The organism is Pseudonocardia sp. GCM10023141 (genome assembly GCF_042653605.1).
Genome location: NZ_JBHSIR010000019.1, coordinates 35,738 through 50,392, shown reverse-complemented (window position 1 = coordinate 50,392; position 14,655 = coordinate 35,738). Strand labels below are relative to the sequence as shown.

12 protein-coding genes are annotated in these 14,655 nt (G+C 70.8%); 2 read left to right on the top strand and 10 right to left on the bottom strand.

The window, feature by feature from the left end; all coding sequences use genetic code 11:
- The first annotated feature begins 18 nt into the window (after positions 1-18).
- A complete protein-coding gene (locus ACFPFQ_RS10060; protein ID WP_379617148.1) occupies positions 19-3,900 on the top strand; it encodes a trypsin-like peptidase domain-containing protein in 3,882 nt (1,293 codons plus the stop codon).
- Positions 3,901-4,530: 630 nt separating this feature from the next.
- Positions 4,531-5,514 carry an endonuclease/exonuclease/phosphatase family protein gene (locus tag ACFPFQ_RS10055; protein WP_379617146.1) on the top strand — a complete coding sequence of 328 codons (984 nt, stop codon included), beginning with the start codon at positions 4,531-4,533 and terminating at the stop codon, positions 5,512-5,514.
- A gap of 237 nt (positions 5,515-5,751) precedes the next feature.
- On the opposite strand, the gene ACFPFQ_RS10050 is transcribed toward ACFPFQ_RS10055, so the two are convergent.
- The 10 genes from ACFPFQ_RS10050 to ACFPFQ_RS10005 form a co-directional block, all read right to left on the bottom strand.
- The gene (locus tag ACFPFQ_RS10050) at positions 5,752-5,997 is read right to left on the bottom strand and encodes a hypothetical protein (protein WP_379617144.1); all 246 of its coding nucleotides are present in this window, start codon (positions 5,995-5,997) and stop codon (positions 5,752-5,754) included.
- A gap of 519 nt (positions 5,998-6,516) precedes the next feature.
- Entirely contained in the window at positions 6,517-6,726 is a 210-nt protein-coding gene (locus ACFPFQ_RS10045) for a hypothetical protein (RefSeq protein ID WP_379617142.1), read from the bottom strand.
- A 250-nt stretch (positions 6,727-6,976) separates the two neighbouring features.
- Positions 6,977-7,351: a hypothetical protein gene (locus ACFPFQ_RS10040; protein ID WP_379617140.1), complete on the bottom strand. Its 375-nt coding sequence runs from the start codon at positions 7,349-7,351 to the stop codon at positions 6,977-6,979.
- Between the two features lie 320 nt (positions 7,352-7,671).
- On the bottom strand, positions 7,672-8,832 hold the full coding sequence (locus tag ACFPFQ_RS10035) for an Mrp/NBP35 family ATP-binding protein (RefSeq protein WP_379617138.1): 1,161 nt from the start codon (positions 8,830-8,832) through the stop codon (positions 7,672-7,674).
- Positions 8,829-9,962 (bottom strand): 2-oxoacid:ferredoxin oxidoreductase subunit beta, encoded by a 1,134-nt coding sequence (locus tag ACFPFQ_RS10030; protein WP_379617136.1) that lies wholly within the window; start codon positions 9,960-9,962, stop codon positions 8,829-8,831. Before ACFPFQ_RS10030 ends, ACFPFQ_RS10035 begins: the two co-directional genes overlap by 4 nt.
- Positions 9,959-11,794, bottom strand: coding sequence for a 2-oxoacid:acceptor oxidoreductase subunit alpha (locus ACFPFQ_RS10025; protein WP_379617194.1), 1,836 nt, complete (start codon positions 11,792-11,794; stop codon positions 9,959-9,961). The genes ACFPFQ_RS10030 and ACFPFQ_RS10025 overlap by 4 nt, the downstream gene beginning before the upstream one ends.
- A gap of 47 nt (positions 11,795-11,841) precedes the next feature.
- Positions 11,842-12,525, bottom strand: a complete 684-nt coding sequence (locus ACFPFQ_RS10020) for a hypothetical protein (protein ID WP_379617134.1) — start codon at positions 12,523-12,525, stop codon at positions 11,842-11,844.
- On the bottom strand, positions 12,522-12,860 hold the full coding sequence (fdxA, locus tag ACFPFQ_RS10015) for a ferredoxin (RefSeq protein WP_379617132.1): 339 nt from the start codon (positions 12,858-12,860) through the stop codon (positions 12,522-12,524). The genes ACFPFQ_RS10020 and fdxA overlap by 4 nt, the downstream gene beginning before the upstream one ends.
- Positions 12,861-12,885: 25 nt before the next feature.
- Positions 12,886-13,704, bottom strand: a complete 819-nt coding sequence (locus ACFPFQ_RS10010; RefSeq protein ID WP_379617130.1) for an ABC transporter ATP-binding protein — start codon at positions 13,702-13,704, stop codon at positions 12,886-12,888.
- Complete coding sequence (locus ACFPFQ_RS10005; protein WP_379617128.1) at positions 13,701-14,645, bottom strand: ABC transporter permease; 945 nt, start codon at positions 14,643-14,645, stop codon at positions 13,701-13,703. The genes ACFPFQ_RS10010 and ACFPFQ_RS10005 overlap by 4 nt, the downstream gene beginning before the upstream one ends.
- Between the last annotated feature and the right edge of the window lie 10 nt (positions 14,646-14,655).

The following is a 14,655-nucleotide window of genomic DNA, read 5'->3' as shown; positions in this document are numbered from 1 at the left end:
CCGTTGCGACCGTCGCAGGTGGTCGAGGTCATCGCGCCAACGGGACGGGAGTCGGCCCGGTTGGGATCGGGGTACCAGATCAGCCCGAGTCTGGTTCTCACGGCGCGACACGTCGTGGCCGGCCTCGCCGGCCAGGTGGACGTGCGCTACGGGCACGGCGGCGATCCACAGCGGTATCCGGCGCGGGTGGTGTGGACCGCACAGGCGAGCGACCTCGATGTCGCGGTACTCCAGTTGACCCAGCCACGTGACTGCGCTGCCGTGCGGTTCGGGGTAGCGCCTGCGGGCGCGACGCAGCGGTACCCGTACCGGTCGATGGGATACCCGCGGTTCCAGACGAGAACGCTCGCCAGCGGGGCGGTGGTCCGGGACGGGCACGAGCTGATGGGGTTCATCAGTCCGCTGACCAACCCGAAGACCGGCCTGTTCGAGTTGGACCGGGACACGCGCGTCAACACGGTGGGCGAAAGCTGGGAGGGCTTCTCCGGGGCAGCGGTCTTCTCGCACGACCTGCTGGTCGGGGTGGTTACGCGAGCGGCGCACACGGCCGGGGTCCTTGTGGCGGTGCCACTGCGGCACCTGATCCCCGGGGCAATGAGGGCGCGCCCGGAGTTCACCGAGCGGCAGGATCGGCTCGACGAGCTGCACGCGCTACTGACCGCCGACCATGTAGACACCCAGCCCGAGCTGATGCGTCGCAGGCCGACGTACCTGGACAGGGTGGCCGACTGGTTCTCGGCCCCCGCTGACGAGCGCTCCACCGAGCTTCACCGGCTGGGGTCCTTCGCCCAGTCCGGCACGAGGTCCCAGTGGTGGATGACGCCGCCGTGGTACGGCAAGACGACCCTCGCCGCTCACTTCTTTCTGCATCCACCGACCGATGTCGACCTGGTCGCGTTCTTCTTCTCGCGCCGCCTCAGTCAGCAGGCTCGCGAGTTCCAGCAGACCGTGGCTGACCAGCTCGCCGCGATCTGCGGTGAGACCGCGCCGACCGGGCCGGATCTGGACGATCTCACCGAACTGTGGACCCGCGCGGAAAGCCACTCAGCCGCGAACAACCGCACGCTCGTCCTCCTGCTCGACGGCCTGGATGAGGCGCACGACCAACGACGCATCGCCGACCTCATTCCGGTTCGAGCTCGGCTGATCGTGTTGAGCAGACCCGGCGTCGAGGTGCCGAGCCTGCTGCCGCCCGAGCACCCTCTGGCCGTTGCCGACTACGTCCTCGAGATGACCCAGAGCCTACATGCAAGCGAGCTCGAGCAGAGGGCCATCCAGGAGCTGGACGACTTGCTTGTGCGCAACCCCGACCAGCCGACCGAGACCGTGCTCGGCCTGTGCGCGGCCGCCGAGGGCCCTCTCAGGCTGTCCGACGTGGACGAGTTGGCAGGCAAACACCTCCCGCGGGGTGAGGCCCTGTCGCTGACCCGCATCAAGAATGTGATGCGGGTGCGGGCCCCGCGCATCCTGCAGCTCACGTCGGATGGCTACGTGTTCGCGCACGATCAGCTGCGTGCCGCCGCAGCCGAGACATTGGGCATGGCGGCGACGCGCCGGTCACGGCAGGCGATCCACTCGTGGGCCGAGCACTACGCAGATCTGGGTTGGCCGGAGTCCACCCCGGGGTATCTCTGCGAGCATTACACCGCTCTGCTCACGACCGTGAACGACACCGCACGACTGGTCCGACTGCCCAGCCGCCCGCGGACCGCCCTCCTGCGTAGCCGTGCCGGGCACGACACCGCAGCGCTGCGGGAGATCGACGACGCGTTAACGGCCGCCGTCAGCGCAGAGGACATCGTCAGCACACTGGTGCTGGCGATTCACCGCGATGAGCTCCTGACGCCGGTCGGCCACCTACCCCAGGAGATCGCGGTCGCGTGGGGCGCCGTGCACCAATGGGGCCGCGCCGCATACCTGGCAGCCAATCTCACCGCTCCCCCCTATCGCGCCTGGGCACTCCGCGAGCTCGCCGCTGTCGCGGAGGACCTCGGCGAATCGGACCGGGCCGCCGGATTTCTCGCCGCCGCCGCCGCCATCGCGTCCGAACCGTGGGAAAGCAATGACTACGACGTCGAACTCGCCGGGGGCCTGCACGAAGCACTCGCCGCAGGCGACGTGTCAGGGGCGTGCGACCTACTTTCCGTGGCGGTCGCCGAAGCTCCCGACTACGACCCCGAGCCGGACCAACTGAGCAGGTCACTGATATACAAGATCGACGCCGCGGCGCGCACCCTCAATCCCGCCCTCATCAGTCAAGCCGAGCAACATATACCGGACATTCCGCTGTACTACATGCAGGGTGTCGCGTATGCCCTGCTTGCCCGCGCGATCGCATTCCACGACCTCGATGACGCGCGCCGTCTGGTGAAGAATGCCGAGCTGGTGTCGACGACTGACCATCTCACCGCTGAACACATCAGACTGCTATCCGTCGTCGCGGAGGCTGACGCCAGGGCTGGCGACACCGACGGCGTGAAGGTCATCCTCGACTCGGTCGGCGACCGGGTCGGGGCCGCCGAGATCCTCCACACCGTGCAGACAGCGGCCAAGGGCTACCCACTCGAGATAGCCGAACGGTTGGCCGGCCTGTCCGACGAGTCGGTCGGCATGCTGCTGACGCTCGCCGACCTGGCCCACAGTTCGGGAGACGCTGCCCGCGCATTGCGCTACGTCGACGCGGCGCGACAAAAGGAGTCAGACACCCGTCGCCTGCAAACCCCCAACTACTGGTCCGGTCACATCAGCTGGCACTCCATCTCGCAGATCGCGCAGCTGTATGCGCGCCTGGGACACGTGGAGCGGGCCATCGCCATTCTTGGCGAGATCGAGGACCCGGACCAGCTCGACGACGCCGTCGTCGAGATCGTGCGGATCCTGGCCGCATACGACCCCGCGCGCGGCGCCATCGCCAATGACCTACTCGGCCTGGTTACCGGCGTCCGGCACCAGGTGGATGCGCACATCGAAGTGGCCAAGGCGGCCAGTCGCATCGGCGATCAGGCGCGCGTGTGGGCGGTCCTCGACCGCGCGGCCGAGCTCTCCAACCCGCAGAACGAGCACTACGGACTGATCACAGTGGCCGCCACCGCCGCCGCGCTGGGCACCACGGACGCGTTCGACTTCGCCGACCGAATTATCGCGGACTACCCCGACCCCTACGTCCGGGCCGACGCGATGACCGAGATCGCCGCTTCCGAAGCCCGCAGCGGGTTCGTGGAACGGGCCGCCACCAGCCTCTCGGCAGCCCTCGCCGTGGCGGCGGAGGTCGACCACGAGCCGAGTCGCCGAGCCCTCCACACCGCCGTCGTGAGGGCCGCCGGCGCACTGCCCACCTCACGGCGCGGCCCATACTTCGCGTCACTCGCCGGCACTGTCGAGCGAAGCGACCTCCACGACGCGATCGGCCAGCTCCTCGAGTCGACGGAGAAACCAGCGGAACTCGCGAAGGAGGTGCTCGCCCATATACGCCGACCCTCGACGAGCCTTCGAACCCACCTCGCCATCGCGGTCGCCGACGACCCGGCATCGTTCGAGCAGCTGTACTCGTCACTGCGCGGCAGACTCGACGAAGAAATCCATGTCGACCTGCTCGTCCGATCCGCATTGGCGGCCACCAGCCAAGCGCGAGCCACCACGCTCCTCGACGTGGCGTGGCAACAGACCGCAGCGATCACTGAATCATGGCCGCGGCATCATGCCCGCCTGCAAGTCATGGCCGCCGCGACAAAGACCAGCCCGGAGACCGCCCGCCCGCTGATCGTCGTCGAGCTCGCCAAGTCCTTCGACTGGCGCATCGCAGATCTGGCCATGCGCCTGGACAAGCGCGCAGCCCAGGCGGCAACGGCATGGCTGAGAGATCGAGACATCCGGTATCCGAAACCAGCATCGTTCGACTGAACCCGCCGACCCCTTTGGACCGAGGGCACGAGCGCCACGCGGGTGAACGGCTCAGGGCGGTCAGTTCATACCGGCCGGGCAGCCCTACCGTGCCGTTACCCGTCCGGCCACGGGTGGGCGGGTCTCGAACAGGAGGCAGCCGGACGCGGTGCTCCCTACGTGGCTGAGCCGGCACAATGCGGAGGAGCTGCTGTTTGAGCGCGGCCGGACCGGCCGTGCCGGCGACCCTAGATCGCAGTGCCACGATGGCGGGGGTCGTGGTCGCTGCACTGGCCGCCGTGGGAACGGCGCCGGACGATCCAGGCGCCGTCCTGCGGCTCAGCCAGCGGTTCGCAGAGCCACACGTGGAGGAACAGCTCGTCTTGCGCCGGCTGTCCGCTGTCCTTGAACCGACCGGTGCGTCCACGCCAGCGGCGGATCGCGCGTCTGATCACCGTCGGGCCGTGTTCCCCGGGCCGGTACTGGTGCGCAAGTAGCCGGGTACTCGTGACACGCGCCGCGCCCAGGTAGACGGTGTCCTGTGCCAGCGTGGGCAACCGGCCGAGCACCCGGGTACCGCAGCTGGCCGTGTGTCGAACGATGCCCACCGGGTGTCGGTACCAGCAGGCCGTGCATGCGAGAGGTGAAATCGTGACAACGGTACGGATTGCCACGTTCAATCTGGAGAACTTCGACGAGACCGGTGACGGGGAGCGGCCCTCACTCGATGAGCGCATCGTGCTGATGCGTCCGCAGATCGTCCGCCTACGCGCCGACGTCGCGTGCTTCCAGGAGGTCAACGGCCAGGAGCGGCCCGGCCAGCCCCGCGCGCTGCTGGCTCTGCAACGTCTACTGGAGGGCACGAACCTCGCCGGTGCGAACCTGGTGAGCAGCAAACCCGACAACGATGGCGTCTACGACGAACGCAACCTCGTGGTCGCGACCCACCATCAGGTCCTGGCCCGCGAGCAGCTGCGCAACAAGCTCGTCGCCGAGCCCATGTACCTCCGTCTGACCGCTGTTCCACCCGACACCGAAGCCACACCGATCGGGATCGAACGACCGATCCTGCACGTCACGATCGACACTGGCGTTGCGATCCTGCACGTCATCAACGTGCACCTGAAGTCGAAAATCCCGACCGACATCCCCGGGCAGAAGCTCGACGGGTTCACCTGGAAGACCGCGGAGGCGTGGGCCGAGGGTGTCTTCCTGTCCTCGATGAAGCGGATGAGTCAAGCCCTGGAGGTACGGCGCCTGGTCGACACCATCCTCACCGCCGACCCCGACGCCATGATCATCGTCGCTGGCGACTTCAACGCCACCCCGGACGAAGTTCCCGTGCAGGCCATCCGCGGCGCCGTGGAGAATACCGGAAACGGCGACCTGGCCCGCCGGGTACTCGTCCCCATCGAAAACACCGTGCCGGCGTCGTCGCGCTACACGCTCTACCACCAGGGCAGAGGCGAGATGCTCGACCACATGCTCGTGACACGCAACATGCTCGCGGGATACCGCGGCTCCGAAATCCACAACGAGGTGTTACACGACGAGTCAGCAGCATTCGCGATCGACCGCAAATACCCAGAATCCGATCACGCACCGGTCGTCGCGACCTTCGAGTTCGACGCGTAACCCCGCTGGCTGTCACGGTGTCGTGCTACCAGCAACCGACGAGGAGGAGGAGGAGAGTTCGCGAAGATTTCTTTGCGTGTTGCTGGCAGGCCGGGAACGGCGACCGTGCCGGGTCTGCGGGCGCCGGCTTGCGGGGTCCCGGCGCTTGTCCCGCCGGGCGATGAAGGCGGGCTGCTGCCGGCCACCGGCCTCCCCACACCCCCGGATCACCACGGGCCGGAGCCGTTGATGTCTCGCTCAACCGGTGGTGCCGTGCGCAGCGCATGGTGTGGTCAGCTGATCGCGGGGGGTGACGACATGACATCGATCTGGAGTGACGTCGCGGCGGACCGCGAACGCCGACGCCGCGCGCAGCGCACGGCGGAGAAGCAGTTCCTCAGGGCGATGGCAGCCGATCAGGAACGTGCCCGGCGGGCCGCGGTGGCCACCGACCGTGTAGAACGAGCCGAACAGACGCGCCGCGTCCGCGCGGAGCAGGAACACGAGGCTGCCGGACTCGACGCGAACGTGCAGACCATCGTGGCGCAGCTGGCCGGGCTGCTGCGCAGCGCCGCCCGCGAACCGGCGCGCGACCTCGCGTTCTTCTCCGCGTCCCTCCCCACCACGACCCCGCCGACGCTCGATGATGTTCCTGCGCCACCGCGCCCCGCCTGGTCAGCGTTCGCGCCCGCGGAGCCGGGCATGTTCGGGCGGCGGCGCTATGACCGTGCCGTCACGGTGGCCAGGGCAGAGTTCACGCAGGCGATCACCGACTACGACCGACAACGCCAGGAGGGCTTGGCGGCACTACTGCAGGAACACCAGGACGCCGCCAGCCAACGGCGCCGCGCCCATCACACAACATGGACCGCCACGGCAACGGCGGTGGCCGCAGGCGATCCCGACACCGTCGGCGAGTTCGCGGCGACGATCCTGTATGCCTCCACCCTCCTGCGCGGCCTCCTCGACGGCGGGCGCGGAACCTACGAGCCCGGCGGTCAGGAGCTGGTTCTCGAGATCGAACTACCCGACCTCGACGGGATCCCGGCAGAGCGCGCCTGGCGCAACGTCCAGCAGCGGCGGCAAGCCGAGGAAGATGTCCACGCCCGCGGCGAGCAGCCGCCGACCGACGATCACCGACCCGGCGATCAGCACCACCACGGCGGCGACGACCCACAGGTCCGCCCACCGCGCCCGGGTGTCGTGCACGGTGATCACCGTCGTGGCGGGCACCCGCACACCTCTTACGAAGCCGGACCTGCGACCGGAACCGCTGCGCGGCGACACGATATGCCTACCGTCGGGCCCGACACCGCGTCCACCTCCGAGGCGACCACGAGATCACCGCTGGTTCTGCGACACCGCGCCGGCCGCGCGGATCGAGCGCTCGAGGAGGAGCTCGTCACCGCGGCGAGCAAGGCCGCCCAGCCCCGGTCCGGCGAGGCCCGGCCTCCTCACCCGATCGCGGGTGCCCGACGATCGGCTACGGGGCACCGCCCGGATCGACGTCGCGGGCCAGGATCTGGTCGACGACCTCCGCCACGTCCGCGCCCACCACGTCCGGTTGGGGCCCGAATGGACTGGGCGCCATCCCGGGCCGGGCGACGAAAGCGGCTTTGCACCCGGCCGCGAGCGCGCCGGAGACGTCCCCCGAGCGCGCCAGCGACCAGCCGGACCTCGCCGATGTCGACCCTGACGCTCCGGGGACGTAGTCGCCGGTCAGGCCCCCCCACGAAGGTGAGCTGGAACAGCTGGGCGAACCACTGGCCGCGGAGCCGAAGAGCTCGACGAACGCGTCGTCGAGGGCTCCGAGGTCGAGCAGGGTCTCGTTGACGTCGAAGGCGATGACGCGGGTCATCGGCGCTCAGCTCCGTGCTCGCGCATGTAGCGGATACCGATGGCGCCGCTCGAGAAGACGCTGACGACGACCGCTCCCGCAGGATCGAGCACGAAGCCGTGGACAGCAGGTACATGGGCTCGGGGTTGACGTAGGCGCCGGTGGCCTCGGCGACGGCGCGGGCGTCGGCGCTATGGCCGACGGGGAAGGCCAGGTGGTGTTTGCCGACGAGGGCCTTGGTGGTGGCGCCGTCGTCGACGGAGAGCGCCACGACCCGGGTGCCGATCGTCTCCAGGGTCTCGCGGGCCTCCCCGGAGCGCGGCTCTGCGGGTCGGATCCGCTCAGCTCGGACGGCCTGCGTTCGGGGTGATCGAGAGACGTCTCCCGGCGAGGCCGCGCGGGCGCACCGCGAGCCGGTCGGCCACGGCGACGAGCGCTCGTGCCGCCGGCGCGTCCGGGTGGCCCAGGACGAGGGGATGCCCGGCGTCGCCGCCCTCGCGCAGCCGCTGGTCGAGCGGGATCTGCCCGAGAAGCGGCACCTCGGTGCCGACGGCCAGGGTCAGCCGCTGCGCGACGGCCGCACCACCGCCGCTGCCGAACAGCTCGATCCGCGCACCCTCGGGCGTCTCGAACCAGGACATGTTCTCCACCACTCCGGCAATGCGCTGCCCGGTCTGGACGGCGATGGTGCCGGCGCGCTCGGCGACCTCGGCGGCCGCCTGCTGCGGTGTCGTGACGACGAGTATCTCGGCGGTGGGCAGCATCTGCGCCAGGGAGATGGCGATGTCACCGGTGCCAGGGGGCAGGTCGAGGAGCAGGACGTCCAGGTCGCCCCAGAACACGTCCGCGAGGAACTGCTGCAGGGCACGGTGCAGCATCGGCCCCCGCCACACGACGGGTGCGTTGCCGTCGGTGAACATCCCCACCGAGATCAGCCGGATCCCGTACGCCCGCGGCGGCATGATCATGCGCTCCACCTGGGTCGGGCGGGCGTCGGCGGCGCCGAGCATCCGGGGCACCGAGTGGCCGTGGATGTCGGCGTCGAGGATGCCGACCGCCAGGCCCCGCGCGGCGAGTGAGGCCGCCAGGTTGACCGCGACGCTCGACTTGCCGACACCGCCCTTCCCGGACGCCACGCAGTAGACCCTGGTGGTGGAGCCGGGCCGGGCGAACGGGATGATCGGCTCGTCGGCGTCCCCCCGCAGCGAGCGGCGCAGCGCGGTGCGCTGCTCGTCGGTCATCACCCCGAACTCGACCGAGACGCCGCGGACGCCGCTGACCGCGGCCAGGGCGGCGGTGGTGTCGCGGATCAGGGTGTCCTTCAGGGGGCAGCCGGCGACGGTGAGCAGCAGGGTGACCGCGACCGTGCCGTCGTCGCCGAGGACGACGCGGGAGACCATGCCGAGCTCGGTCACCGGCTTGTGGATCTCGGGGTCCTCGACGGTGGCCAGCGCGGCCCGCACCGCGGCCTCGTCCGGGCGGGCGGTGACGGTGCCGGTCACCGTGCACCCGCCGGTACCGGCGATGCGGCGACGGTCCAGGTGTCCTTGCCGCGCAGCAGGCTGCGCAGGTCCGGGGCGGCCCGCCGGCGGGCGCGGTCGACCTGGGCGCGGACCTCGTCGTCGTAGGTGGGCCGCTGCACCTGGCGGAAGATGCCGACGGGGACGTGGGCGAGGTCCTGCTCGCCCAGCCGCGACAGCGCGAAGGCGTAGGCGGGGTCGTCGACGGTGGGGTCGTGGACGACCACGGACTCCGCGCCGATCGCGTCGACCTCGCCGATCTCGAGACCGCCGCGCGGGCCGACCCGCACGCCCAGCTCCTGGTCGCGGCCGAAGCGGATCGGCATGCCGGGACGCAGCCGGACGATCCGCTCGGCGGCGGTGTCCTTCCGCTTGAGGTCGTCGAAGGCGCCTGCGTTGAAGACCGGGCAGTTCTGGTAGATCTCCACCAGCGCCGAGCCGCGGTGGCGGGCGGCGGCGGTCAGGACCGCGGTGAGGCCGGCGCGGTCGGAGTCCAGGGCCCGCCCGACGAACGTCGCCTCGGCGCCGAGGGCCAGCGAGACGGGGTTGAGCGGGGTGTCCACAGATCCCATCGGGGTGGACTTCGTGACGGTTCCGGCGGAGCTGGTCGGCGAGTACTGCCCCTTGGTCAGCCCGTACACGCGGTTGTTGAACAGCAGGATCGTGATGTTGACGTTGCGGCGCAGGGCGTGGATCAGGTGGTTCCCCCCGATGGACAGGGCGTCCCCATCCCCGGTGACCACCCACACCGACAGGTCGGGGCGCGCGACGGCCATGCCGGTGGCGATCGTCGGGGCCCGGCCGTGGATGGAATGCATCCCGTAGGTCTCGAGGTAGTACGGGAACCGGGAGCTGCACCCGATTCCGGAGACGAACACCATGTTCTCCCGGCGCAGCCCGAGCGTCGGCAGGAACGACTGCACAGTGTTCAGCACGATGTAGTCCCCGCACCCGGGGCACCACCGGACCTCCTGGTCGGACTTGAAGTCGGCGGCGGTGAGCGGGAGGTCGGCCGGGGGCACGAGGCCGGTGCCGTCGAGCAGGCCGCCAATCTCCGGCAGGACGGTCCCGGCCGGGTCGGCGGGCAGGCGGTGACCGGTGGTGGCGGTCATGCGGGAACGGTCCCCTCGATCGAGTCGGTGAGTGCGAGCTGCAGTTCTTCTGCGGTGAAGGGCATGCCGGTGACCTTGGTGATCGACCGGACGTCGAGGACGTAGGTGGAGCGCAGGATCGACGCGAGCTGCCCGAGGTTCAGCTCCGGGACCACGACCCGCTCGTAGCGGCGCAGCACGTCCCCGAGGCCGGGCGGCAGGGGGTTGAGGTGACGAAGGTGGACCTGGGCGATCGAGCGTCCCTGCCGGCGGATCCGGCGGCACGCGGCGCCGATGGCGCCGTAGGTCGAGCCCCAGCCGAGCGCCAGCACGTCGGCGTCGCCGCGCGGATCGTCCACGACGGCCTCGGGAACGGCGATCTCGGCGATCTTGCGCCGGCGCAGCCGCACCATGCGGTCGTGGTTGGCGGGGTCGTAGGAGATCGCCCCGTTCCCGTCGCTCTTCTCCAGGCCACCGATCCGGTGTTCCATGCCGGGGGTCCCCGGGATCGCCCACTCCCTGGCCAGCGTCTCGGGGTCGCGCAGGTAGGGCCAGTAGCTCTCCGAGCCGTCGGGGGCGTTCGGGCTGGTCGCGAAGTCGACGCGCAGGTCGGGAAGGTCCTCGATCTCCGGGATCGGCCAGGGTTCGGAGCCGTTGGCGATCGCGCCGTCGGAGAGCAGGATCACCGGGGTGCGGTAGGTGAGCGCGATGCGGGCGGCCTCGAGGACGACGTCGAAGCAGTCCGAGGGCGAGCGGGGGGCGAGGACCGGCACCGGTGACTCGCCGTTGCGGCCGTGCAGGGCCTGGAGCAGGTCGGCCTGTTCGGTCTTCGTCGGCAGGCCGGTCGAGGGTCCGCCGCGCTGCACGTCGATGACGACCATCGGCAGCTCGGTCATCACGCCGAGGCCGATGGTCTCGGCCTTGAGCGCGAGGCCGGGCCCGGAGGTCGCGGTCACGCCGAGGGCCCCGGCGAACGACGCTCCCAGTGCCGCGCCGACCGCGGCGATCTCGTCCTCGGCCTGCACGGTGAGGATCCCGAAGTTCTTGTGCTTGGTGAGCTCGTGCAGCACGTCGGAGGCCGGGGTGATCGGGTAGGCGCCGAACAGCAGCGGCAGCGCCGAGCGTTCCTGCGCCGTCACCAGGCCGTAGGCGAGGGCAGTGTTGCCGGTGATCTGCCGGTAGGTGCCGGGCGCGAGCACGGCCGGTGCGACCTGCACCGTCGGGAACGCCTCGGTGGTCTCGCCGTAGTTCCAGCCCGCCCGGAACGCCAGCACGTTCGCCTCCGCCACGGCGGGTGCCCCGGCGAACTTCGCGCGCAGGAACGTCTCGGTGACCTCGCTCGAGCGGCCGTACATGAACGACAGCAGGCCGAGGGCGAACATGTTGCGGCAGCGCTGGGCGTCCTTCTTGCCCAGGCCGGTCGCGGCGACCGCCTCCCGGGTCAGCGTCGCCATCGCGACCTCGTGCACCTGGTAGTCGGCCAGGCTGCCGTCGGTGCGCGGGTCGCGGGTGTAGCCCGCCCTCGTGACGTTGCGGGCGGTGAACTCGTCGGCGTCGAGGACGATCATCCCGGTGATCGGGACGTCGGCCAGGTTGGCGCACAGCGCGGCCGGGTTCATCGCGACCAGGACGTCGGGGCGGTCGCCCGCGGTGAGGATGTCGTAGTCGGCGATCTGCACCTGGAACGACGACACCCCCGCGACAGTGCCCTGCGGTGCGCGGATCTCGGCCGGGAAATTCGGCGAGGTGGCGAGGTCGTTGCCGAACGCCGCGGCCTCCGCGGTGAAGCGCTCGCCCGCCAGTTGCATCCCGTCGCCGGAGTCCCCGGCGAGCCGTACGACGACGCGGTCCATCGACCGCTGCGACGGGTGGGTCTCGGATGTGTCGGTGGCGTGCACGGTCAGTGCCTGACCTTTCCGGTGGGATCGGGTGTGCGGGTGTCGGATGCGCGGGGGTCGAGGGCGTCCAGGTAGTGGCCGAGCAACCGGACGGCCCGCTCGGTCCGGGCGGCGGCGGACGGCGTGTCCATCAGCGGGGTCGTCCGCACGGCCGAGGCCCGGGCGCGCCGCAGCGCCTGCGCGGCGGCGGCCGGATCGCAGACCCCACGGTCGGGGATGCCCGCCGCGGGCGCTGCGACTGGAGCCGCGGGCGGTGGTGGCGCGGGCGGCAGCCCCAAGTGTGGCAAGGCGGACAGGACAGTTGCCGGGTCCGGCTCGCCGAACGGGTCGGTGAGGTCCCACCGGGCGATCCAGGCCCCGTCCGGGGCGAGCAGGCCGATGCCGTCGTCGGCCCGCCCCGTCGGGCCGTCCCACAGGTCTAGCTCGCGGGCGAGCCGCTCGACCAGTGCCGCGGGCAGCAACCGCGCCGACAGTCCCCATGCCGCGGCCATGCGCTGCAACCGCTGCGGTGGTTCGTCGACCCCGACGAGCACCTCCGCGCCCGCGGCGGCCCACTCCTGCGCCTGCTGCCGGGCGAAGTGGGCCAGCCCGCAGGAGTAGGGCCAGCGCGCGCTGCGCAGGACGACGGCCACCACCGCGGTGTGCGACGCGGTGCGGGCGGCGAGCAGCTCGCCGGCGGCGGTCACGGGCTCTGGTAGGACCGGACGAAGGCGGCGTCCGCGCCGATCTCGCCGACCTCGCCCGCTCCGCCCGGGTTGCCGAGGGGCTCGGAACGCCCGGGCAGGATCTCGACGAAGAAGGCGGCGTTGGTGGCGACGAACTCCTTCTCCTCGTCGAGCACGTCCCCCTCGGGGACGATCGCCTCGACCGGGCAGACCGGTTCGCACGCGCTGCAGTCGATGCACTCGGCGGGATTGACGTAGGCCATGCGGTCGCCGACATAGATGCAGTCGACCGGGCACTCGTCGACGCACGCGCGGTCGGTGACGTCGATGCAGGATGCGCCGATGACGTAGCTCATGAACGGTGTCCTCTCGGTCCGGGGCTCACGCGGTCGGCGGGACGAGCGCGGAGTCCGGGGACTCTCCGAGCAGCGCGAGGATCTCGTAGCGCCGCCGGGAGAACTCTGGCTCGAACTGGGCGCCGGGACGGCGCGGTTCGGGGATCTCGATGACGCGGGAGACGCGCGCCGGGCGGGGGGTCAGTACGACGACCCGGTCGCCGAGCAGCAGGGCCTCGTCGACGTCGTGGGTGACGAACAGGACGGTGGTGCGGTACTGGCGCCACACCGAGACGAGCAGCCGCTGCATGTCCGAGCGGGTCTGCGCGTCGAGCGCGCCGAAGGGTTCGTCCATGAGCAGCACGCGCGGGCGGGTGGCGAGGGTGCGGGCGAGCTGCACCCGCTGGCGCATCCCGCCGGAGAGCTGCCCGGGCATGTGGTCGGCGAAGTCCCGCAGACCGACCTGGCCGAGCAGCTCCTCGGCCTCGGCCCGGCGCTCCCCGCGGGGGACGCCGCGCAGCTTGAGGGCGAACTCGACGTTGCGCCGCGCGGATCGCCACGGCAGCAGCGCGTCCTCCTGGAACACCATCGCGCAGCGCGAGCGGCTCTCCTCGACGGGGATTCCGTCGACCTCCGCGGTGCCGGACCGGGGTTTGAGCAGCCCCGCCAGCGCGCGCAGGATGGTGGACTTGCCGCAGCCCGACGGGCCGAGCAGGACGACGATCTCCCCGGCGGGGACGTCGAGTGCGATGTCGGCGGCCAGCATGCCGCCAAAGGCGATCTTCAGGTCGGTGAGGGTGACCCGGGCGCCACCGAGGGCCCCGTCTTTCACCGCACCGCTGCCGGGGACGGCGGGGGCGGTCACTTCGCGGCCCTCGGCAGCCAGTGGTTCACCCGGGTGCCGATCCGTTCGACGATCCAGGCGGTGCCGAAGCCCAGCGCGCCGATCGAGAACATCCCGACCACGACGCCCGCGTAGTCGAGCAGCCCGTAGGCCTGCCAGGTGTAGTAGCCGATCCCGAACTGGCCCGAGATCATCTCCGCGCTGATCACGCAGATCCAGGCGACGCCCATCGACACCGACAGGCCGGAGAAGATGCCGGGCATCGCGCCGGGCAGCACGACGTGCGTCAGCACGGAGAACCCGTTCGCGCCCATCGTGCGGGCGGCCTCCTCCCAGACCTTGGGCAGGCTCTTCATCGCGTGGATGGTGCTCACCGCGACCGGGAAGAACGCCGCGAAGAACGTGATGAACACGATCCCCTGCTCGCTTGTCGGGAAGATCAGGATCGAGAGCGGGACCAGCGCGATCGCCGGGATGGGACGGGCGATCTCGATCAACGGGCGGATGGCGGCCTGCGCGGTCCGGTAGCGGCCCACCGCGATGCCGATCACCACGCCGGCGAGCGTGGCCAGCCCGAACCCGAGCAGGATCCGGCGGACGCTGGAGAGCAGGTCCTGGTAGTAGGTGCCGCTGCCGAGCTGGGCGACGAAGGTGGAGAACACCGCGCCGGGACCGGGCAGCTTGTCGAAGCTCAGCCAGGCGACCACGTCGTAGGCGGTGAGCACCTGCCAGAGCAGGACCGCGAGCACCAGCGGTGCCACCGACAGCGCCGTCGTGGCGAGCCGGCGGCGGGAGAACAGCAGTCCCCGCACCCCGGGCGGCCGCGGGGAGCCGTCGGGACCGGCGAGGCGGTCCGGCTGCGGGATCGGGGCGACGTCGACCTGCACGCCCTGGTCAGCGGAAGCACCCGCGACCAGGGCCGCGGACGGCTCGGTTCTGGGCGGGAACGAGTGGGTGGTCATGTGTCCTCCA

What these genes read in the sequence shown, in the direction of transcription:
- ACFPFQ_RS10040 (WP_379617140.1), bottom strand. Translation starts at nt 7,351, where the DNA reads ATGACCCGCGTCATCGCCTTCGACGTCAACGAGACCCTGCTCGACCTC.
- ACFPFQ_RS10030 (WP_379617136.1), bottom strand. Translation starts at nt 9,962, where the DNA reads ATGACCGCCACCACCGGTCACCGCCTGCCCGCCGACCCGGCCGGGACC.
- ACFPFQ_RS10025 (WP_379617194.1), bottom strand. Translation starts at nt 11,794, where the DNA reads ATGGACCGCGTCGTCGTACGGCTCGCCGGGGACTCCGGCGACGGGATG.
- fdxA (WP_379617132.1), bottom strand. Translation starts at nt 12,860, where the DNA reads ATGAGCTACGTCATCGGCGCATCCTGCATCGACGTCACCGACCGCGCG.
- ACFPFQ_RS10005 (WP_379617128.1), bottom strand. Translation starts at nt 14,645, where the DNA reads ATGACCACCCACTCGTTCCCGCCCAGAACCGAGCCGTCCGCGGCCCTG.